The following is a 19025-nucleotide window of genomic DNA, read 5'->3' on the forward strand; positions in this document are numbered from 1 at the left end:
ATTTTTAGAATATCTAGTTTAAAATTTTAATGGGGATCTTGTGACAAATAAAATACTAATTTAAAATATGGAATATATAAAAATTGTATATGGGAGAAGACTAATTATGAATATTAAGCAGCTTCGTAGTTTCCTCGTAGTCGCCCAAGAACATCAAATTACAGCCGCAGCTAAGCTATTGTATACAACCCAGCCACCATTGTCGTACCAAATTAAGCAGCTGGAAAAGAAGTTAGCGTTAACCTTTTCACGCGTAAACCGCATGGCTTAGAGTTAACTAACGCAGGAAAAAGTTTTTATCGCTATGCCCAACAGATCGTTAACTTAGCGACAAACGCTGAAGAGGAACTGAAACGTGAAAGCAAGGGAACGATGGGAAGCATTCGCCTAGGAATTATTTCATCAGCGGGAAATATTATTCCCAATCCTAAAATTCGTCAGTTTACCAAGTACTATCCAGAGGTCAATATTCAAATTACGGATGCAAACACGTTCTCCTTAATCAATAAGCTTAATAACAACCTGCTTGATCTAGCAATTGTCCGGCCACCGTTTAATATGCAGGGATTAGCTACTAAACAGATCTGCAAAGACAGGATGGTTGCGGTCGCTAACCCGCAGTACTTTGCCTTACCAAAAGGCAAATTAAGTTTAAAGGAAATTAGCCAGCAGCCATTGATCCTTTATCGACGTTTTGAATCAATGTTTAACGAGAGCTTTGCCCAAAATGGGTTACGACCGTTTTATGCGGTCAAGTGTGATGATGCTCGGACAGCAATTCACTGGGCAGATCAGGGGATGGGAGTTGCTCTTGTTCCACAATCGATCGGCCAAGTCTTTTCGGATCAACAGTTGCGGTTAGTTGATTATTCGCGCTGGGATACCCAAACTATGGTTGTGTGGCGAAAGGACCAGCCAGTAAAGCCAATCGTTGATAAGTTTATCCAGGCATTGTGATCTAGAGACTATTTTCTGACAATCTCTTGTTTCCAGTGGTGGAGGTGCTGCTTAGTAACAACACAGAGGCCCTCCTCACCGAGTTCTTTCATCTTATCGGTACACATAATTTTAATATTCGGATCGGACGCAACCTGTTGCTCACCCCAATAGTTAAGGTAACGGAGGGCAGCGTAGAGGTTCTCTCCTTCGGGGGTTAATCGGTACTCAACGTGTGGTGGAATGGTGTTAAAGCTTTTCCTGGCTACAATTCCCGCATCACTAAGTTCGCGAAGTTGATCGCTAAGAACCTTGTGCGATGTTCCAAGCTGCTTGACTAGTTCTCCGGTTCGTCGGGGGTGGTTAGCTAGCAGGTAAAGGATCACCGGCTTCCATTTACCGCCAATGATGGAAAGCGCGTAATCGGCGTCAGTATTAAATATTTTGGTCAAAAAAAGACCTCCCTTCAGTACTTTCATTATATTATGAAAGAGAGAAGAGGGGTTGGTGAACTATTTAATTAATTTGAAGACAGCTTCGTCATCAAGGTAGTCCTTTTCACCAGCAGGGGTCTCGATTGAACCAAATGGCATTTCAGCACGAAGTTTCCATGTTTTGGGAAGATCGAATGCTTGGTGAATAGCTTCGTCAATCAGTGGATTATAGTGTTGCAGACTAGCACCAATATTATGTTCTGCAAGGGCGGTCCAAACGGCTTGTTGGGCACCACCAAGGGCCTGTTCTGACCAATCCTTAAAGTTATCAGCATAACTTGGGAATTGTTCCTCTAATTGGTGAACAATTTTGGTGTCAGTAAGAAAAAGAATCGTTCCGTAACCAGCGCGGAATGTTGCGATCTTGTCCTTGGTCTTCTGAAAAGCAGCGGGATCCTTAACAATATTCTGGAGAGTCTCTTCAACGATGTCCCAGACCTTATCGGAATTCTTACCGAAGAGGACGACTGCACGAACAGTTTGACTATTAAAGGCACTTGGTGAATTGCGAACCGTAGTTTTAACTAGGTCGAAAATTTCGTCTGGGGATATAGTAATGTTGTCACCAAGGGCATAGATTGAACGACGCTTAGCACTAATTTCATTGAATTTTGATTGCATGATAATTCCTCCTTATGATAATTTATTTACTGAAATTTCACTTACTAATAGTAACTAAATGCTGATTGGGATACAAGAAGGGAAAATTTTTTCACCTACTAGAGCGAAGGGAATGGTGTTAATGACAAACCAAACTAGCCAATGCTCAATTGAAAAGACGTTGAAGCAAATATCGGGAAAGTGGAAGAGCGTTATTATTTATATGCTCTTAAAACATCCCGTTTGTCGATTCAGTGAATTACAAAGGCTTATCCCTGACTGTTCGCGACGAATGCTTGCTTTACAATTAAAAGAATTGGAACAAGATGGTCTGATTACAAAAAAGGTTTATCCGGTTACCCCGCCGAAAACAGAATACTCACTAACTGAACGCGGAAAAGATTTGCGGACGGTAGTTGAGGGGATGCAGGAGTGGGGGAAACACTAATTCGGCCAATTTGCTAAAAATTTGTTAGGTTATCTTCTGCTTGATAATAAAGTGAATGTTACTTTAGGGTAACTATCTTGCGAGAAAGTGCTTACTTTTAATAAGCTGATTGCTAATTATAATTAAAGGTGAATTAGCGATTAGGAGGAAGATAAAATGACAAAACAAGTATTAATTTTAGGCGCCACTGGTCAAATTGCTGGACATGCAATTGATGCCTTACTGGCAAATAGTGATGATCATCTCTTACTTTATACTCGCCATCCTCAAAACTTGAAGAATATTGATGAAAACCGCGAAACAGTTATTAAGGGTGATATTTTAAAACAAGCTGAACTTGATGCAGCAGTTGCTAAAGCAGATGTCATTTACGCCAATTTGCGGAACCCTGAAATTAAACAGCAAGCCGAAAACATCGTTAATGCGATGGATAAGCACGGGGTAAAGCAACTCGTTTGGATTTCATCAATCGGGATCTACGATGAAGTTCCCGGAAAATTTGGCGAGTGGAATAATGCCGAACTTGGTGGTGGCCAAAAGGATAGCTACCTTGGAACTTACCGGAGCGCGGCTGATGTCGTTTCTGCTTCTGATATTGACTATACTATTATTCGTCCCGCTTGGTTAACGAATAAGGATGAAGTTGATTATGAAACAACGGAACGTGGTGAAACATTCAAGGGGACAGAAGTTTCACGGAAGTTGATAGGTAATTTTGTTGCAAAGATCATTGATGATCCCGCCCCATACGCCCGCAAAGACTTCGGTGTTAATAAGCCAAATACTGATGGTGACAAGCCAAGCTGGTATTAATGAAATAAGGGAGTGAGACAGAACTAGCTTGCTAGTTCGTTTTCGAGCCCTCTTTGTGTACTGCGCTGTAGTATTTCTAACTGTATAGATAACTTATGTCACAGTTCCTTTAACTTTGTTTGGAATTCATTATCGGTATTGGTAATCCCGCTGGGCCATCTGGAAAAGGACCCGATCATACTTTTGGGTACCGTCTGGGAAGTTAACGGTAAACTTTTCAACTTTACCGTCCTTTTCAATCTTTCCGGTAGATTTTTTGGTAATTAAGCCATTATCGATCGTAACTTTATTTCCCTTAATCTTATAGTGTTTTTTGCTAGCGGCTTTATTAAGGAGTTTACGATCAACAAGGTAACGATTAATTGTTCTCGGAGCTGCCTTCTCCTCCTTGGTGGAATCCTTATTAATTACTGGCTTACCCGATTGATCGGTATCAGTAACGTTGACGTAGGCTGACTTGCCATTAGTTGTGAAGAAGACATACTGGTGGGTGGTTGTGTAGCCATTTGAATTGATAAAGGTAACGAGGTAGACATGATTATTTAGTGACTTCTGTGTCATTGCTTGAGCAGGTTTATTCGTGATCGTTAAAGTAATGAAAAACGTCATGACAGCGATGATGATTGACAATAAATACTTCTTCATAGTGAACCTCCTTTCAAAATGTTATCCTCATTATAACAGCTTAAAATTCTTTAAAGGTGTTATAGAATTGCCCAATATAAGGCAAAATACTGGTTTTTGGGGAATGGATAATGTAAAATTTGGTATAAAATAACCTAAGTTAAGGAGGCTAATTAAAATGGCAGAAAAAACATTTACTCATGAAGAATTAGCAAAGTTTAATGGTGAAAATGGTCAACCAGCATATGTTGCTGTTTCGGGAACGGTTTATGATGTTTCCGGTAAGGATGCCTGGAAGGGTGGCAAGCACCATGGCAATGTTGCTGGAAGAGATTTAACAGATATCCTTTATAATAAGTCTCCCCACGGTGATAAGGTTTTGAAAGGATTGCCGGTTGTTGGCAAGTTGGTATAGAAAAAAAGCTGGGAAAAACATTCCGTTTTCCCAGCTTTTTATATGGAGATATTCATTTGGCGTTTGATAAAGTTAGCCCCAAACTTGCTTGGCAATATCCTTAACAAGTTTAATCTTTGCCCACTGTTGTTCCTCGGTGAGGATATTTCCTTCTTCGGTTGACGCAAAACCACATTGAGGACTTAAGCAAAGGTGGTCAAGTGGATGGAATTTTGCGGCCTCATTAATACGGTTAATAATTACTTCTGGATCCTCAAGGTCACCGGTCTTGGAGGTAACGAGGCCAAGGACAACATATTTATTGTCGGGAACCTTTACTAATGGTTCAAAGCCACCTGCACGTTCGGAATCGTATTCAAGGTAAAAGGCATTAACGTTTTCTTGAGCGAATAAGGTGTCGGCAACGGGACCATACCCACCAGCAGCAGCCCAAGTGGAATGGTAGTTACCACGGCAAATGTGGGTATTGATGGTTAAATCATCAGGCAGGTCTGCAATTGCTTCGTTATTGACTTGGAGGAAGCGTTCTTGCAATTCTTTAAGTTGTGAGGTATCTGCGTTGGGATCCTTCTTTTTCAAATTAGCAAAGTTATTAACAGAAATTCCCCAAGTACAATCGTCTAGTTGTAAAGTTCGGCAGCCAGCAGCATAAAGGTCTTCGATTACTTGGTGATAAGCCTTTGCCACATCGTGATCAAGGTCGGCAAGGTTAGGATAAACTTTTTTAACACTTTCCTGGTTTTCCGGACGAATTAATTCTTCAAGAAATTGTGCAGGAGCCGGAATTGTTTGTTTAATTTGTGTTCCATGTGAAACATGATCACGGACAAATTTGAAGTAGGTTACAAATGGGTGATCTTCACCACTAATTTTTCCAGTAACTTGAGCGGAATCATTCCGGGTTTCTTCATCGTGGAAGAAGTAACCATGTTTAAGGTTAACGTGCTTAACACCTTGAAGGCCCCAGAAGAAGTCAAGGTGCCAATAACTTCGACGAAATTCACCATCAGTAATAGCTTTTAATCCGGCCGTTTCTTCCTTATGGATTAAGTCGATAATGCATTGGTCTTCTACTTCAGTAAGTTCAGCTTGACTAATCTTGCCTTGAGAAAACTTTGCACGGGCATCCTTCAGTTCTTGTGGGCGGAGAAAACTACCAACGATATCATAGCGGAATGGTGAAGTAGTACGAGTTGTAAATTGAGTCATGTTAAATTCATCCTTTCTTGATTTAGATAAGTTCAGGAGATTAGAGCAAATAAAAAAGTCCCTAGGAAAAGTAGTTGAACCTTTCCTAGGGACGTCAATTTCATTATTCAGAATTAACGTGTTACCACCCTAATTTAACCAGGTCTCACAACCTGATCCTTAATAGGTACACACGAAAGTAAACCTAGACGTTTTATCGGTCGTCAATCGTGAACGACTAACTAAGAAGTAGCTCATCGTTCTTTAGAGCTCCAAGACCATCTTCGTCAAAGTCCATCAGGTCGCTTCTCATCTAACGCAACTCTCTGTGCTGATTTTCTAAGACTACTCATCTTTTCAAAGCAATTTGTAAATTTGATTGTTGTTATATTAGAATATTCTCATTTTAATGTCAATGGAATATTTATTTTATTTGAAAAAATAAGTTTAATAGCGTTGCTAATACTAAATAATCCATGGATTGATGTAATAAATAAGAAATTCTAAAAGATGGTTGACAATTTCTAATCACTGAATTAAATTAAAATACAATTAAAAATAAATTATAGAACACGTTGATAAGAAGAGTAATTAAAGTTCGTATTTGCAGAGAGTTCCTGGTTGGTGAGAAGGAGTAACACAACTTTAATGAAAATCACTTTGAGTGCCAGGATGAAGTTAGTAATCTGTGGTGGGAGTAGCCCATTATCGCTACCGTGTTTAACAGTTAATGTTGAACATTTGAGGTTAGTGGTGTGAACTGCTAACGAATGAAAAGGTGGTAACACGTGAAAACGTCCTTAGATTAGTCAAATAATCTAAGGGCGTTTTTTAGTTAATAAGTGAAACCTTATCAACCCAACTTGCGTATTTGAGAAAAGGAGTTGCATGATTATGAAGTTTACAGTTGTTGGTGCCGGAGCAATGGGTCTCCGCTTTGGTGTATTACTACAAGAAGCAGGAAACGAAGTCGATTTTGTGGAAGGTTGGCAACCACACTATGAACAAATGAAAAAGCAAGGTGGCGTTTACGTTACTCGTGAGCGACAAAACAAACACCTTGTTCCAGTCAAAGTTTATACACCGGAAGAATACACAGCTACTGATGCAGACTTTGTGTTCTTTGAATTAAAGCAAATGCAGTTGGATGAAATGCTGAAACGGTGTCAACACTTCTTTAAGGATCAATATGTTTTAACGGCGATGAATGGGATGGGACATGTTGAAAAACTATTGAAGTACTTTCCTAAAGAAAAGTTAGTTGCCGGAACAGCACTGGTTGCAACGATCTTAACGGGTCCAGGAGAAGTTGAATTTGTTGGTAAACCAGGAGTGGGGACGACTAATTGGGCAAATTATACTGAGAAACCGGATGAAAAGACTAAGCAATTAATGGAACAATTGGAGAAAGCTAACTTTAATCCATCATTAAAAGAAAACTTTATGGGAACGTTAATGGCAAAAGTAGTTTTTAATTCTGTTGTGAATACGCTATGTACAATGTTTGAAATCACAATGGGTGAGTATGCTTCTTTTGATAAAGCAGATGAATTATCTCGGCAATTAATTGATGAAGCATATGATGTTTGTGAACGTGCAGGTGTGCAATTAGTTAATAGCCGGGAAGAAGAACTAGAAAGTGTCAATTATGTTTCAAAGGTTGGTAATCCTCATCATTACCCATCAATGTACCAGGATATGAGTCATAATCGACCAGTAGAAGTTGACTATATCAACGGCTATTTTGTTAAACTTGGTCGAAAATATCACTACGAGGCCAAGACACATAATTTTGTAACTAACTTAGTTCACCTTGCCGAGCATACACGGAATCACCGGTAGGAGGAATTGAAAAAAATAGCAAATGTGTTATATTTGTTGTAAATGCAACAATAAGAGGGCGATACTAGTGAGTAAAAAGGATGCGGTTACTGATATTCAAACGATCAATCAGGTGCTCGATCACTGTGATACCATTCATTTAGGGTTACGTGATGGTGAGCGAGTTTACGTTGTTCCTGTCCATTTTGCCTATGAGGAAAATAACGGCCAGTATACGTTTTATTTTCATGGTGGACCTCATGGGCGTCGTTATGAATTGATTCAAAAGACACATTATGCGGACTTTGAATTAAATAGTGGTCAGCAACTGCATCGAGGAGGTAACGTTGCCTCTAATTGGTCAGCGGCTTATCAAAGCGTTCTCGGGGAAGGAAAAGTATCCTTTCTTGAAACGAATGATGAGAAAAAAGATGCATTAAAATTAATGATGAATCATTATGCAGGAATAACTGACTTTGTTTTGTCAGAAGATCATTTAACGTACGTCCAAGTTTATAAGTTACAAGCTACTGACTTATCTTGCCGGATCCATACACCACATTAGCAGAAGAATAGGAAAAGTCCCAAGTTCGACAAAATCGAACTTGGGACTTTATTTTACAAATTAGGATCCATTTTAAAAGTTAGGTTAGAAAGTTCCGTACCCTGAGTGATTAAGTCGAAAAGTAGTTCTTTAGCCTTGGCGTTACAGTGACTGGCGATTTCATGGTTTTGACCAGTGAGGTAGGTTGTCAGTTGCTTCCCTTCAAGGTTCTTTGCATGTTCGTCAACTTCTTCGATCTTCCGGTAACACCATTCACCGAGATTTTTTTGGAAGTCGAGATCAGCTTGGTTAAAGTCGCTATAATGCGATTCAACCACCATTGCTAAGGCTTCATTAAGCCAAAAGGCACTCTTTAAGTCCATCTTTTCTGGCAATTCACGATATGAAGCGTCGGTGTCATCTGCATTGGCAAAGAATGGAACATAGGCATTGAAACTAGGAATCCCCATTTCAATCCATTGAACAGCAGCGTGTTTTGGATCAACACTATTCCGCATTTGGAGAATATGTGATTGGGCAGTTCTGGAAAGGGAAATTGCTCGGTAGACTTTTCGATCATGTTCAGTTCCATCGCCTAGGGGATCATACTTTGTTTCGTTGTAGTGTGACCTCAATAGGTACTGGATATCTTCAACCGCGATCTTGCGTTCTGGCTTCCGAATAAAAGGCATATCTGCTGATTCAGGAGTTTGATCTGCAGCGTTAACTGGGTTGAAGTAACGTTGGGCGAACCAAACTCGTGGTGTGTTGTAATGGTGATCAAATTGGGTGTTAGTACCAAAGATGTGGCGGAAATTCCACTGGTCATTATCTGGATTTAGGCCGTGGAGGTTAACAAATTCTTCAATTCCGTCAGACCACATATAGTTGTCCGAATCTTCAAAGTTAATTTTTTCAATAGCAATCTGGTTTGCAGCTACTGCATAGCAATCATCTGGGATTCGAACGGCAACCCAGTGGTGTCCAGTAGCAATTTCCATATACCAGACTTCATTTTGATCGTTGAATTGGACACCGTTACCTTCTGCAGAACCGTATTTAGCGATTAGCTTACCAAGGTATTCAACCCCTTCTCGAGCACTGTGGATATATGGCAAGACAAGGTTAGTCATTGAATCTTCAGCGAGACCATTTTTGACGTAGGGATCATAAGCTAAGACCCGATCGTTGGCATAAACACTTTCGGTTGCACTTTCTCCAACATTGGCTTCGTTGAAACCATCTTCTTCGTTTGGCCCCTTACTTTGGTCACCACTTGGAGTTGCGGTATAGCGCATTCCATTTTCGGGCAATTTTACGGTGAGCTTATTGTATAGTGAGACGTAGGTTTCATCACGGTTAGAAACGGCAGGTTGAACGATAAACCGCTTTGGTTCGATTGCCAAAACTCGGTCTTCGTTTCGGGCGATAAAAGTTGAACCATCCATTGAAGCCTTTTTCCCAACCATTATCGAAGTACATGCAGATTGTTTAAAACGAGTCATTAAATCAGATCCCCTTTATAAATATTTCAAAAACTCCATCTTCTTTTATTTTACACTTTTTGGGGAACTGAAAATAAAAATTATTATTTTATTAGCTTGTAACCAAAGCCACGGACCGTTAATAGGTGCTGAGGTTGGTGGGGATCATCTTCAAGTTTATCGCGGAGGTGACTGATATGAATATCGACGATTCGTGAAGTGTTGAGAAGATCGTATCCCCAGACACCATTTACCAACTGCTCTCGGCTAAGGACCTGATCGTGGTGGTCAACTAGGTAAGTGAGGAGTTGAAACTCTTTAGGTGTTAGATCAACTGGACTGCCATTTTTAGTGACAGTGTAATTGTGTGAATTAATTTGCCAATTACCGATTGTAACAGTTTGATGGGGACTAACTTTTTGAGGAGGTGTAGTAGTTTTCGGTTTTAAGTGACGGTATAGCCAGAGACGTTGCTCAATAAGCGGGAGAAAAAGATGGTTGTTAAACGGTAAAACGATAATATCATCAACTAGTGCTTTATAAAGTTTTAGTTGGAGCCTTTCCGTCAGTTTTGGCACAAAAATGGTAATTGGACCGTGGACCTGTTCCCGAATTAAAGTCATGGTTGCAATTGTGGTATCTAATGTTGTGTCAGCTAGATCCCACCAAATCCCAGTAGCTGTTTGCTTTTCAAGTTCCACTACTAGTCCAGTAGGGGTGGTAGTTTGTGTGAACCGCCACTGGACCTTTTTGCAGAGGTGAGTTAGTTGTTGGACTAAGGCGGTGTTTTGACTCATTAGTAAAAAATTATTGGTCATATTTTTTCTCCAAAATTTACACAACTTTTACAATGCGAAGATAAAAAATTTACATCGGCTTGATATTCTCTATTTGTACCATATGGAATTAACGAAAACAACTAGGGAGACAAGATGAAAAGATTAGTTACAGGAGTTATTGTAGCGACAATTATTGTTGGCTTGGGTGTTGGTTGGGTAAGTGCTCAAAAACAACCGCCTCAAGAGAAAGTCACAATTGTTGGTTCGACGGCCCTCCAACCATTAACGGAAGCAGTGGTTGAAAGTTATCGAGAAGTAAAACCGCGAACAAGCATTACTGTGCAGGGTGGTGGTTCCGGAACTGGTTTAAGCCAGGTACAGGCCGGCGCAGTCAATATTGGGGCAGCAGATATCTTTGCCGATCAGCAGGATGGGATCGATGAAAGAAAATTAACTGATCATATTGTTGCTGTTTCGGGGATCGTCCCAATAGTTAATCCCCAATTAGGAATTGACGATCTTTCGCTTAAACAATTACGACAAATTTATACGGGGAAGGTAACTAACTGGTCCCAAGTTGGTGGTCCTAATTTGCCAATTACAGTGATTAATCGTGCTGCAGGGAGTGGTACTCGAGTAGCTTTCGAGCAGGTTATATTGAAAAAAGGCGAACGATCAATTAATGCTCAGGAGCAGGACTCGAATGGAACCGTAAAGGAAATTGTAAAAAATACACCAGGATCAATTAGTTATATCTCGTTTGCCTATCTTAACAAGCATGTTCAACCGTTAAAAATCGACGGGGTAAAGCCAACTGCAAGGAACGTGACAACGAATCGGTGGCAGTTGTGGTCCTATGAACATATGTATACTCAAAGGAAAACGACGAAGGCTACTCGGGAATTTATCAACTATATGCGGACAAAGAAAGTTCAACAAACATTAGTTGAGGATGCAAATTACATTAATATTCATGATATGAAAGTTCAGCGAACTGCAAATGGGGAAACAAGGGTGAAAGAGTAAGCGATGGATGATTTAAAAAAGCGATTGAACCAGCCATCAGTTGAGAGTAGGCAGGAATGGGTTGGTAAATTAATCAGTTACCTGGCGATTATTCTGATTGGTGGCTTGGTAGGGACGATTTTAGTATTTCTGACCTTTAAAGGAGTCGCCCTCTTTAAGAATAATGGGGTTTCCGTTTGGCACTTTTTATCAAGTACCGATTGGCAGCCGAGTCACCACCATTATGGTGCATTGCCAATGATTATCACGTCATTCAGTGTGACAGTTTTATCAGGAATTGTTGCCTTACCACTAGCGCTAGTGGTTTCAATTGCGATCACGGAGATGTTACCAAAGAAAATCTATCAATTTTTTCAACCACTAATTGAATTATTGGTTGGGATCCCGTCAGTGGTGTATGGGTATCTTGGATTAACAGTGATCGTTCCATACCTCCGGCAGCTATTTGGCGGAACCGGTTTTGGGATCCTAGCCGCCTCGTGTGTTCTTTTTTTGATGATTTTACCAACGATGACATCAATGACAATTGATAGCTTACAAGCAGTACCGCAAAAGTACCGGCAAGCATCAGCAGGACTTGGCGCAACCCGGTGGCAAACTATTTCCCGGGTAATAATTCCCAGTGCTAAGAGTGGAATATTAACGGCGATGGTTTTTGGAATGGCCCGCGCCTTTGGTGAAGCGTTAGCGGTACAGATGGTGATTGGCAATACAACGGTTATTCCTAAGAACTTAATGGAATCTTCCGCAACATTGACGAGTGTTTTAACGACAGGAATTGGAAATACCGTAATGGGTACTGCTTCAAATAACGCTCTGTGGTCTTTAGCACTGATTCTTCTTGTAATGTCCTTGGCATTCAACCTATTAATGCGCTTAGCAAGTAAGAAGGGGGCAAAGTAAATGCGACCAGAGCGAGTTGATAAGATCGCAACAGGAGTGATTCTGGGCTTGGCAGGGTTAGTTGGTCTAATAATTCTCAGCCTACTAATTTATATTTTAGCAATGGGAATTCCTCATATTTCCTGGCACTTTCTAACTACTAATGCAGAATCATTTACTGCGGGTGGGGGAATCCGTGATCAGCTTTTTAACTCCCTCTACCTAGTAGTTCTTACACTAATTGTTTCAGTTCCCTTGGCGCTTTGTGCAGCAATTTACCTGAGTGAATATGCACCCCAAAACAGGTGGACACGGATGCTTCGGTTAGCGATTGAAGTCTTGAGTTCACTTCCATCTGTAGTGGTTGGGCTCTTTGGTTACTTAGTTTTTGTTTTACAATTTGGCCTTGATTTCTCGTTATTAGCTGGTGCTTTGGCTTTAACGATTTTGAACCTACCAATTTTAACGCGGAGCTGTGAAGATGCATTGCGGCAGGTTCCGTATTTACAGCGTCAAGCAGGTCTTGGTTTGGGAATGTCAAAGTGGCGGGTAACGACTAAAATCGTTCTTCCAGCAGCGTTACCAGGAATTATTACCGGGGCGATTTTAAGTGCTGGACGAATCTTTGGTGAAGCTGCCGCTTTAATATATACTGCTGGGCAAAGCTCCTCAGCCATTAGCTATACTGATTGGAATCCCTTTAGTCCAACAAGTTTCTTAAATCCAATGCGACCAGCAGAAACGCTAGCTGTCCACATCTGGAAGGTTAATAGTGAGGGATTAGTCCCGGATGCCCGAGCCGTTTCCAATGGTTCTGCTGCAGTATTAATCATTACGATACTATTATTTAACCTTGTTGCCCGATATGTCGGTCACCGAATTAAACAACGACTAACAAAGTAAGGAGAAGAGTATGCAAACAAGTACTGCCTTAGAAACAAAGAATCTTCAAGTCTTGTATGGCGAAAAACACGTGGCCCATGATATTAACTTGAAGTTTCCTAAAAATAAGATTATTGCTTTAATTGGTGCTTCTGGTTCAGGAAAATCAACTGTTTTACGGAGCCTTAACCGAATGAATGATGATTTTGCGACGGTAAAGGGAGAGATTAACTTCCATGGAGTAAATATTAACCAACCGAAAGTGAATGTTTACCGGGTTCGTCAACAAATCGGGATGGTTTTTCAACAGCCAACCCCGTTTCCAATGTCAATTTATGAAAATGTGATTTATGGTCTTAGGTTGGCAGGTGAAAAGGATCGAAAAGTGCTTGACCAACGCGTCGAAGAAAGTTTACGTCAAGCAGCACTGTGGGACGAAGTTAAGGACCAATTAAAAGCGAGTGCCCTTGCACTTTCTGGAGGACAGCAACAGCGACTTTGCATTGCCCGAACACTAGCAGTTCGACCAGAAATTATCTTAATGGATGAACCAACAAGTGCTCTTGATCCGGTCTCAACTTCGCAAATTGAAGATACCCTAGTACAATTAAAAGAGCAGTTTACAATTATTATGGTAACTCATAATATGCAACAGGCGTCCCGCTCGGCCGATTGGACTGCTTTTATGCACCAGGGACACTTAATTGAATTTGATGAAACGGCGACGATCTTTATGAACCCACGCGAGAAGAAAACTGCTGATTACTTGAGCGGGAAGTTTGGTTAGGAGGACAAAAGAATGGGTGCAATTTTTAATGATGAATTGAAGCGTCTTCGAAGCCACTTTATGGAGATGGGGATTGATGCAAGTGAACAGATTTATCAGGCTACCAAGGCCTTTACGGAGAGCGACAAGGAGTTAGCTAGTAAAGTTTTGAAAGCTGATCCGAAAATTAATAATGAAGAAATTAACCTCGAAAAAGAGGCTCTTAAACTTATGGCTCTCCAGCAGCCGGTTGCTAGTGATTTTCGGAAGATTATTAGTATCTTAAAGGCAAGTAGTGACATTGAACGACTCGGTGATTACGCATCTCATATTTCGCGTGCCGCCATTAACCTAAGTAAACGGCAACACAATGAAGAAATTGAAGAACAGATCGAAAAGATGATGATGATTGTTCGCGAGATGTTAGAACGAGTCCTTGATGCATATGTTTATACGGATGAACAAAAGGCTTATGAGGTTGCTAATGAAGATTTAAAGGTCGATTTAATCTATGTCCAGCAGCAACATGCGATTATGGATGCGTTAGTTAAAGCTGGACAAAACGTTAAGGCTTATGGTGACTACCTTTCAGTTATTCGTTATCTTGAGCGTGCTGGTGATCATATTGTTAACCTTGCAGAGTGGATTATTTATAGCGGTTCAGGTAAGTTGGTAGAATTAAATCCTGGAAAAGCTGATCCAACAATGGTTAAACGAAAATTAAAGGAATAATAAAAATGGTCAGGAAAAATTTTCCCTGACCATTTTTATTATTCTTTTTTTGTGAAGTTAAATTCATCCGCATGACGAAGCGAGTAGCAGAAGTAGACGATTAGTCCAATGGCAATCCAGATAAGGTATGTCAACCAGGCAGTAAGTGAAATGCTGACAAGGAGGACGATACAAATGATGATTGAAAGTACTGGAATTGTCTTGCCAAATGGTACCTTGAAAGGTCGTTTAAGTTCTGGGTAACGTAACCGGAGAATAATAACGATTAAAGAAATTAAGGCAAAGACCATTAGTGAACCAATATTAGCAATTAATGCTAAGTAGTGGAGGTCAAATTCTCCAGCTAAAATGGCAGAGAAGATCCCAACTAACCAAATTGCACGATTAGGACTTTGTGTTTTAGCGTTTACCTTAGCAAGTCCCTTAGGAAGAAAGGCACTCCGACTCATTGATTTAAGAATATTAGAGCCAGCGTAAATAAAGGCAAACACGACGGCCATAATCCCTAAGACTGCTCCAAGTGAAACCACTTCAGCAACAAAGCTGTGTCCCTTAACGATTAAGACATAGGACATGGCTTCTGAAACATTTAATTTAGTGTAGGAAACAACCCCAGTCATTACAAGACTAACGAGGATGTAGAGCGTGGTTGAGATTACTAAACATAAAATTATTGCCCGGGGAATATTTTTATCGACGTCTTTTGCATCTTCAGCCGAGGTTGCTAATGCATCAAAGCCGAGGAAGGAGAAGAAGACGGCGGAGGCACCAGTGAAGATTCCCTTATAACCATATGGAAGGAAGGGATGCCAATTACTTGTGTTAACGTGAGGAACGCTAACAATAATGAATAAGAGGATAATAAAAATTTTGACCCCAACAAGGAAGTTGTTAATCAACTTACTCTCACTCGTTCCCCGGGTTAGGATAATTGTCATTAAAAAGATCATCAGAACAGCAGGAAGGTTAACATAGCCACCTGCAGCTGGGGTAACTAAGAAGCGGTGAGGAAGGTTGATCCCAATAACTTCCAGAAATGATTGAACATAACCAGTCCAACCATTAGCAACCGTTGCCGTAGTGGTAACGTAAACTCCAATTAGAGTCCAGCCAGCCAAAAATGCGACAAACTTACCAATGGATACCCATGCATAGAAAAACGCACTTCCAGAATTAGGTAAACTGGTTGTTAGTTCAGAATAACAGAGGCCAATTAATCCACTAGCTAACGCGGCAATTAAAAAGGAGAAGACGATCGCGGGACCAGAATCTTCCGCGGCGACAATTCCAGTTAACACTAGAATTCCCGTACCAATAATTGCGCCGATACCTAAAATGCAAAGGTCAAAGAGACCGAGAGTTTTCTCATGCTCTTTACCCTTTGGTAACTGATTTTGCATAATGATGATTCCTTTCAAAAAAATACAGAAAACTGAATCTTAATTTTACATTAAAAAACACTGTGAATCAAATCGCTGTTCTTTGTAACCGCTTGCTTTAGATGTACTTTACAAATAATTACTTTTATCATTTTACAGTTAGAGTTACGTATTTAGCCTTTTTTATCTTAAAATAGAAAGGAAGACTTAAAAAAAGAAAGTGGATGGGATTAATGGCATTGCATAAGTTAGTAGTAATTTCTCTTGATTCGATGGGCTTTCGGGATCTTAATGAGCTACGTGAATTTGTTCCCCACCTGGATCAATTAATCAAAAGAGGGACCTGGGTCAAACGAGTTAAGGGAATCTTCCCAACATTAACTTACCCATCACATACTTCAATTATCACTGGTCAATATCCAGCAATTCACGGGATTGTAAATAACACTAAACTCCAACCACGGCGAGAATCACCTGACTGGTATTGGTACCGGAAAGATATTAAAGCAATGCCACTTTACGATGTTGCTCGCCAATCTGGATTGACAACGCAGCTTTTTTATGGCCAGTTACTGCCGGAAGTAAGATTGATTATAACTTAGCGGAAATCTTTCCTAACCGGATTTGGACAAACCAAGTTTTAGTTTCACTTAAAGCTAGTTCGCCGCTGTTTCTTTATAAGATGAATCATCGCTATGGAAAGTTGCGGCGGGGAATTAAGCAACCGTGGCTTGATGACTTTGTAACTGCATGTGCGGTAAATACAATCAAAAATAAGCGTCCAGATTTAACGCTGATTCACTTAGTTGATATGGATAGTATGCGCCACCGCAATGGTGTTCGTTCTCCACAAGCTAAAGCTGCTCTTCAACGCCTGGACAGTCGTGTAGCAAAAATTATCCAGGCAAGCCGAGACGCTGGAACGTACAGTGATACGGATTTTGTAATTCTTGGAGACCACTACCAGATTAATGTTGAGAAAATGATCCATCTTAACATGGTATTTGCAGAACATGGGTTATTAACTCCAATTAAAGGAAAAACAACTTACAAGAATAATTGGCAAGTCACTGCTAAGACCTGTGATGGTGAGATCTATGTCTATGCTAAGGACTATGTTAATCTCAGCAAGTTAAAGCAGCTAATCGCTGGTGTTGAAGGAGTAGAACGAATTTATGATGGAGCGGAAGCAGTAAAACTAGGTGCTGATCCTCGATGTGCGTTTCTTGTTGAAGCTAAACCTGGTTACTACTTCACAGATGAAGTTAATCGACCGACAGTTGTTGAAAAAGTTGATCCTAACTCATTGGGAACTCATGATCGCTATCGTGCTGTTCATGGTTATGGTCCTAACCAACCAAATTACTTCACGACAGCCATCTTTGCGGGACCAAGTATTAATCAAGGGAAAACGGTGGAGACGGCCCACTTGGTTGATGAAGGGCCGACATTTGCAAAAATATTAGGACTCCATTATCCAGCCCCTACAGCAGGGCAGGTAATTCCAGGAGTGATTAAGAGGTGGGGTTAATTGTTTGAAATTTACTAAGCAACAATGGCAATGGATCTTTTATGACTGGGCTAATTCGGGTTACGGAATTTTAGTGGTAACCGCAGTTCTTCCAGTTTATTTCAAGGCAGTTGCAGGTGAAAGTGGTATTAATGCAGCCAATTCGACGGCACTTTGGGGATATGCAAATAGTTTTGGGACGCTGGTTGTTTCTTTGATGGCGCCATTACTCGGGGCATTAGCGGATTACCCAAACTCAAAACGACGCTGGTTGAATTTTTTTACCTGGATCGGAATTATAATGACGTTTGCCCTAGCAGTAATTCCACCAAAGCAGTGGGGAGTATTGCTTCTTATTTATGTTTTTTCAATTATTGGTTACTCTGGTGGAAACCTGTTTTACGACGGCTTTCTTACGGATGTTGCTGATGATCAGCAGATGGATGCAGTTTCGACTACTGGTTACGGAATGGGCTACCTTGGTGGTGTGATTGTATTTATTATTTTCCTCATTGCACAAGTGTCTGGTGGCTTTAATGGCCTTCTCAGCAGTTACGGGATTGCTAAATTTAGTTTTATCCTGGCGGCAATTTGGTGGGTCGTTTTTGCATAGCCATTGTTAAGGTACGGCCACCAAAACCACAATGTTCAGGCAGTTACTGATCCAGTACGGGATAGTTTTCATCGTTTAGGGAGGACCCTTCACCACATAAAACGGTATCGAAAGATTTCCTGGTTGCTTGTGGCCTACTTCTTTTATATTGATGGCGTTGATACTATTTTTACAATGGCAACCGCGATTGGAAAAGATTTAGGAACCGAAACGACCATATTAATGCTGGTATTGCTTATGGTCCAATTAATTGCGTTTCCCTTTTCAATCTTGTACGGGTTCCTAGCGCAAAAGACATCTAACCGGTTAGCGATTTTATTAGGAATCATCGTTTACTTGTTTATTTGTTTAGATGCACTACATTTAAAATCACTAGCTGATTTTTGGGTTCTTGCAGTGTTAGTAGGGACAAGGCAAGGAGGACTTCAAGTATTAAGTCGCTCTTATTTTGGTCAGCTAATTCCTAAAGACTCAAGTAGCGAATTTTTTGGCTTTTATAATATTCTGGGTAAATTTTTCGCGATTCTTGGACCGGTAATTGTTGGCTTTGTGACCCAATTAATGGGGGAGTCAACCGTAGGAGCAGCATCATTGAGTATTCTCTTTTTGATTGGTTTGATTATTTTTGTGCTCCTTCCACGGTTAACCAGAGAAAGTGGTAATTAGAATGGTAAAGATTGATGAGCAATTTATGCGTTCTGTATTAAACATTGTTGATATTATCCCATTTGGGCGGGTAGCAACATATGGTCAAATTGCTAAGATAATTGGGCGACCACGAAACGCTCGCTTAGTTGGTAAAGCACTTGGAAAGTCCTTTAGCTATGGTAAGCATCCTTGTCACCGAGTAGTAACAGCAACTGGCAGACTAGTACCCGGATGGATTGATCAACGTCCGATGTTAATGGCTGAGGGAGTACCATTTAAAGACGAAAATCATGTTGATATTAAGCAGTGCCAGTGGCAGTGGCAGGGAATTTAAAGCATAAAAGAAGAGGCCGGGAAATAACCCGGTTCTACAATTTTAAGTACTGATGAACTTAACATCAGTGCTTATTTTAGTTAAATTTAAAATAAAAAACGAAAGAT

20 protein-coding genes, 2 pseudogenes and 1 other annotated feature are annotated in these 19025 nt (G+C 40.5%); of the genes and pseudogenes, 15 read left to right on the forward strand and 7 right to left on the reverse strand.

Annotated features, from left to right (window positions below):
* The first annotated feature begins 106 nt into the window (after nucleotides 1–106).
* Nucleotides 107–271 (forward strand): helix-turn-helix domain-containing protein, encoded by a 165-nt coding sequence (locus H9564_RS09180; protein ID WP_225209591.1) that lies wholly within the window; start codon nucleotides 107–109, stop codon nucleotides 269–271.
* A gap of 101 nt (nucleotides 272–372) precedes the next feature.
* The gene (locus tag H9564_RS06705) at nucleotides 373–957 is read left to right on the forward strand and encodes a LysR family transcriptional regulator substrate-binding protein (RefSeq protein WP_225209592.1); all 585 of its coding nucleotides are present in this window, start codon (nucleotides 373–375) and stop codon (nucleotides 955–957) included.
* A gap of 8 nt (nucleotides 958–965) precedes the next feature.
* Here H9564_RS06705 and H9564_RS06710 read toward each other — a convergent pair whose 3' ends face one another.
* On the reverse strand, nucleotides 966–1388 hold the full coding sequence (locus H9564_RS06710; protein WP_225209593.1) for a winged helix-turn-helix transcriptional regulator: 423 nt from the start codon (nucleotides 1386–1388) through the stop codon (nucleotides 966–968).
* 60 nt (nucleotides 1389–1448) lie between these two features.
* The gene (locus H9564_RS06715; protein ID WP_191684744.1) at nucleotides 1449–2051 is read right to left on the reverse strand and encodes a nitroreductase family protein; all 603 of its coding nucleotides are present in this window, start codon (nucleotides 2049–2051) and stop codon (nucleotides 1449–1451) included.
* A gap of 121 nt (nucleotides 2052–2172) precedes the next feature.
* Between H9564_RS06715 and H9564_RS06720 the strand changes: the two genes are divergently transcribed.
* Together H9564_RS06720 and H9564_RS06725 are read left to right on the forward strand one after the other, a co-directional pair.
* On the forward strand, nucleotides 2173–2478 hold the full coding sequence (locus H9564_RS06720) for a winged helix-turn-helix transcriptional regulator (RefSeq protein WP_191684745.1): 306 nt from the start codon (nucleotides 2173–2175) through the stop codon (nucleotides 2476–2478).
* A 156-nt stretch (nucleotides 2479–2634) separates the two neighbouring features.
* Nucleotides 2635–3291, forward strand: a complete 657-nt coding sequence (locus H9564_RS06725; protein WP_191684746.1) for an NAD(P)H-binding protein — start codon at nucleotides 2635–2637, stop codon at nucleotides 3289–3291.
* Nucleotides 3292–3420: 129 nt separating this feature from the next.
* On the opposite strand, the gene H9564_RS06730 is transcribed toward H9564_RS06725, so the two are convergent.
* Nucleotides 3421–3936 (reverse strand): hypothetical protein, encoded by a 516-nt coding sequence (locus H9564_RS06730; protein ID WP_191684747.1) that lies wholly within the window; start codon nucleotides 3934–3936, stop codon nucleotides 3421–3423.
* A 157-nt stretch (nucleotides 3937–4093) separates the two neighbouring features.
* Between H9564_RS06730 and H9564_RS06735 the strand changes: the two genes are divergently transcribed.
* Complete coding sequence (locus H9564_RS06735; RefSeq protein ID WP_191684748.1) at nucleotides 4094–4330, forward strand: cytochrome b5 domain-containing protein; 237 nt, start codon at nucleotides 4094–4096, stop codon at nucleotides 4328–4330.
* Between the two features lie 72 nt (nucleotides 4331–4402).
* Here the strand turns inward: H9564_RS06735 and H9564_RS06740 are convergent, their stop codons facing one another.
* Complete coding sequence (locus H9564_RS06740) at nucleotides 4403–5539, reverse strand: 5-methyltetrahydropteroyltriglutamate--homocysteine S-methyltransferase (RefSeq protein ID WP_191684749.1); 1137 nt, start codon at nucleotides 5537–5539, stop codon at nucleotides 4403–4405.
* A 545-nt stretch (nucleotides 5540–6084) separates the two neighbouring features.
* Nucleotides 6085–6323: a binding site (T-box leader), on the forward strand.
* An 89-nt stretch (nucleotides 6324–6412) separates the two neighbouring features.
* On the opposite strand from H9564_RS06740, the gene H9564_RS06745 reads away from it, so the two are divergent.
* Together H9564_RS06745 and H9564_RS06750 are read left to right on the forward strand one after the other, a co-directional pair.
* Nucleotides 6413–7360, forward strand: coding sequence for a ketopantoate reductase family protein (locus H9564_RS06745; protein ID WP_191684750.1), 948 nt, complete (start codon nucleotides 6413–6415; stop codon nucleotides 7358–7360).
* Nucleotides 7361–7427: 67 nt separating this feature from the next.
* The gene (locus H9564_RS06750; RefSeq protein ID WP_191684751.1) at nucleotides 7428–7904 is read left to right on the forward strand and encodes a pyridoxamine 5'-phosphate oxidase family protein; all 477 of its coding nucleotides are present in this window, start codon (nucleotides 7428–7430) and stop codon (nucleotides 7902–7904) included.
* A 53-nt stretch (nucleotides 7905–7957) separates the two neighbouring features.
* On the opposite strand, the gene H9564_RS06755 is transcribed toward H9564_RS06750, so the two are convergent.
* Both H9564_RS06755 and H9564_RS06760 read right to left on the reverse strand, forming a co-directional pair.
* Nucleotides 7958–9388 (reverse strand): C69 family dipeptidase, encoded by a 1431-nt coding sequence (locus H9564_RS06755; RefSeq protein ID WP_191684752.1) that lies wholly within the window; start codon nucleotides 9386–9388, stop codon nucleotides 7958–7960.
* Nucleotides 9389–9471: 83 nt separating this feature from the next.
* Nucleotides 9472–10185 (reverse strand): winged helix-turn-helix transcriptional regulator, encoded by a 714-nt coding sequence (locus H9564_RS06760; RefSeq protein WP_191684753.1) that lies wholly within the window; start codon nucleotides 10183–10185, stop codon nucleotides 9472–9474.
* A 114-nt stretch (nucleotides 10186–10299) separates the two neighbouring features.
* Between H9564_RS06760 and H9564_RS06765 the strand changes: the two genes are divergently transcribed.
* The 5 genes from H9564_RS06765 to phoU are packed head-to-tail and all read left to right on the forward strand — an operon-like array spanning nucleotide 10300 to nucleotide 14434.
* Nucleotides 10300–11172: a phosphate ABC transporter substrate-binding protein gene (locus tag H9564_RS06765; RefSeq protein WP_191684754.1), complete on the forward strand. Its 873-nt coding sequence runs from the start codon at nucleotides 10300–10302 to the stop codon at nucleotides 11170–11172.
* A gap of 3 nt (nucleotides 11173–11175) precedes the next feature.
* A complete protein-coding gene (gene pstC / locus H9564_RS06770; protein ID WP_191684755.1) occupies nucleotides 11176–12075 on the forward strand; it encodes a phosphate ABC transporter permease subunit PstC in 900 nt (299 codons plus the stop codon).
* Nucleotides 12076–12957 carry a phosphate ABC transporter permease PstA gene (pstA, locus tag H9564_RS06775; protein ID WP_191684756.1) on the forward strand — a complete coding sequence of 294 codons (882 nt, stop codon included), beginning with the start codon at nucleotides 12076–12078 and terminating at the stop codon, nucleotides 12955–12957.
* A 10-nt stretch (nucleotides 12958–12967) separates the two neighbouring features.
* Nucleotides 12968–13723 carry a phosphate ABC transporter ATP-binding protein PstB gene (pstB, locus tag H9564_RS06780; protein ID WP_191684757.1) on the forward strand — a complete coding sequence of 252 codons (756 nt, stop codon included), beginning with the start codon at nucleotides 12968–12970 and terminating at the stop codon, nucleotides 13721–13723.
* A gap of 12 nt (nucleotides 13724–13735) precedes the next feature.
* Nucleotides 13736–14434: a phosphate signaling complex protein PhoU gene (gene phoU / locus H9564_RS06785; protein ID WP_191684758.1), complete on the forward strand. Its 699-nt coding sequence runs from the start codon at nucleotides 13736–13738 to the stop codon at nucleotides 14432–14434.
* Between the two features lie 38 nt (nucleotides 14435–14472).
* Here phoU and H9564_RS06790 read toward each other — a convergent pair whose 3' ends face one another.
* Nucleotides 14473–15834 (reverse strand): APC family permease, encoded by a 1362-nt coding sequence (locus H9564_RS06790; RefSeq protein ID WP_191684759.1) that lies wholly within the window; start codon nucleotides 15832–15834, stop codon nucleotides 14473–14475.
* Nucleotides 15835–16046: 212 nt separating this feature from the next.
* Here H9564_RS06790 and H9564_RS06795 point away from each other — a divergent pair.
* From H9564_RS06795 to H9564_RS06805, 3 genes and pseudogenes are all read left to right on the forward strand, one after another.
* A pseudogene (locus H9564_RS06795) lies at nucleotides 16047–17344 on the forward strand (alkaline phosphatase family protein).
* 4 nt (nucleotides 17345–17348) lie between these two features.
* Nucleotides 17349–18602 (forward strand): annotated as a pseudogene (locus tag H9564_RS06800) (MFS transporter).
* 1 nt (nucleotide 18603) lies between these two features.
* Nucleotides 18604–18918: an MGMT family protein gene (locus H9564_RS06805; protein WP_191684760.1), complete on the forward strand. Its 315-nt coding sequence runs from the start codon at nucleotides 18604–18606 to the stop codon at nucleotides 18916–18918.
* The last annotated feature ends 107 nt before the right edge of the window (nucleotides 18919–19025 follow it).

Origin of the sequence: Limosilactobacillus avistercoris, assembly GCF_014836425.1 — a bacterium.
Taxonomy (GTDB): Bacteria; Bacillota; Bacilli; order Lactobacillales; family Lactobacillaceae; genus Limosilactobacillus; species Limosilactobacillus agrestimuris.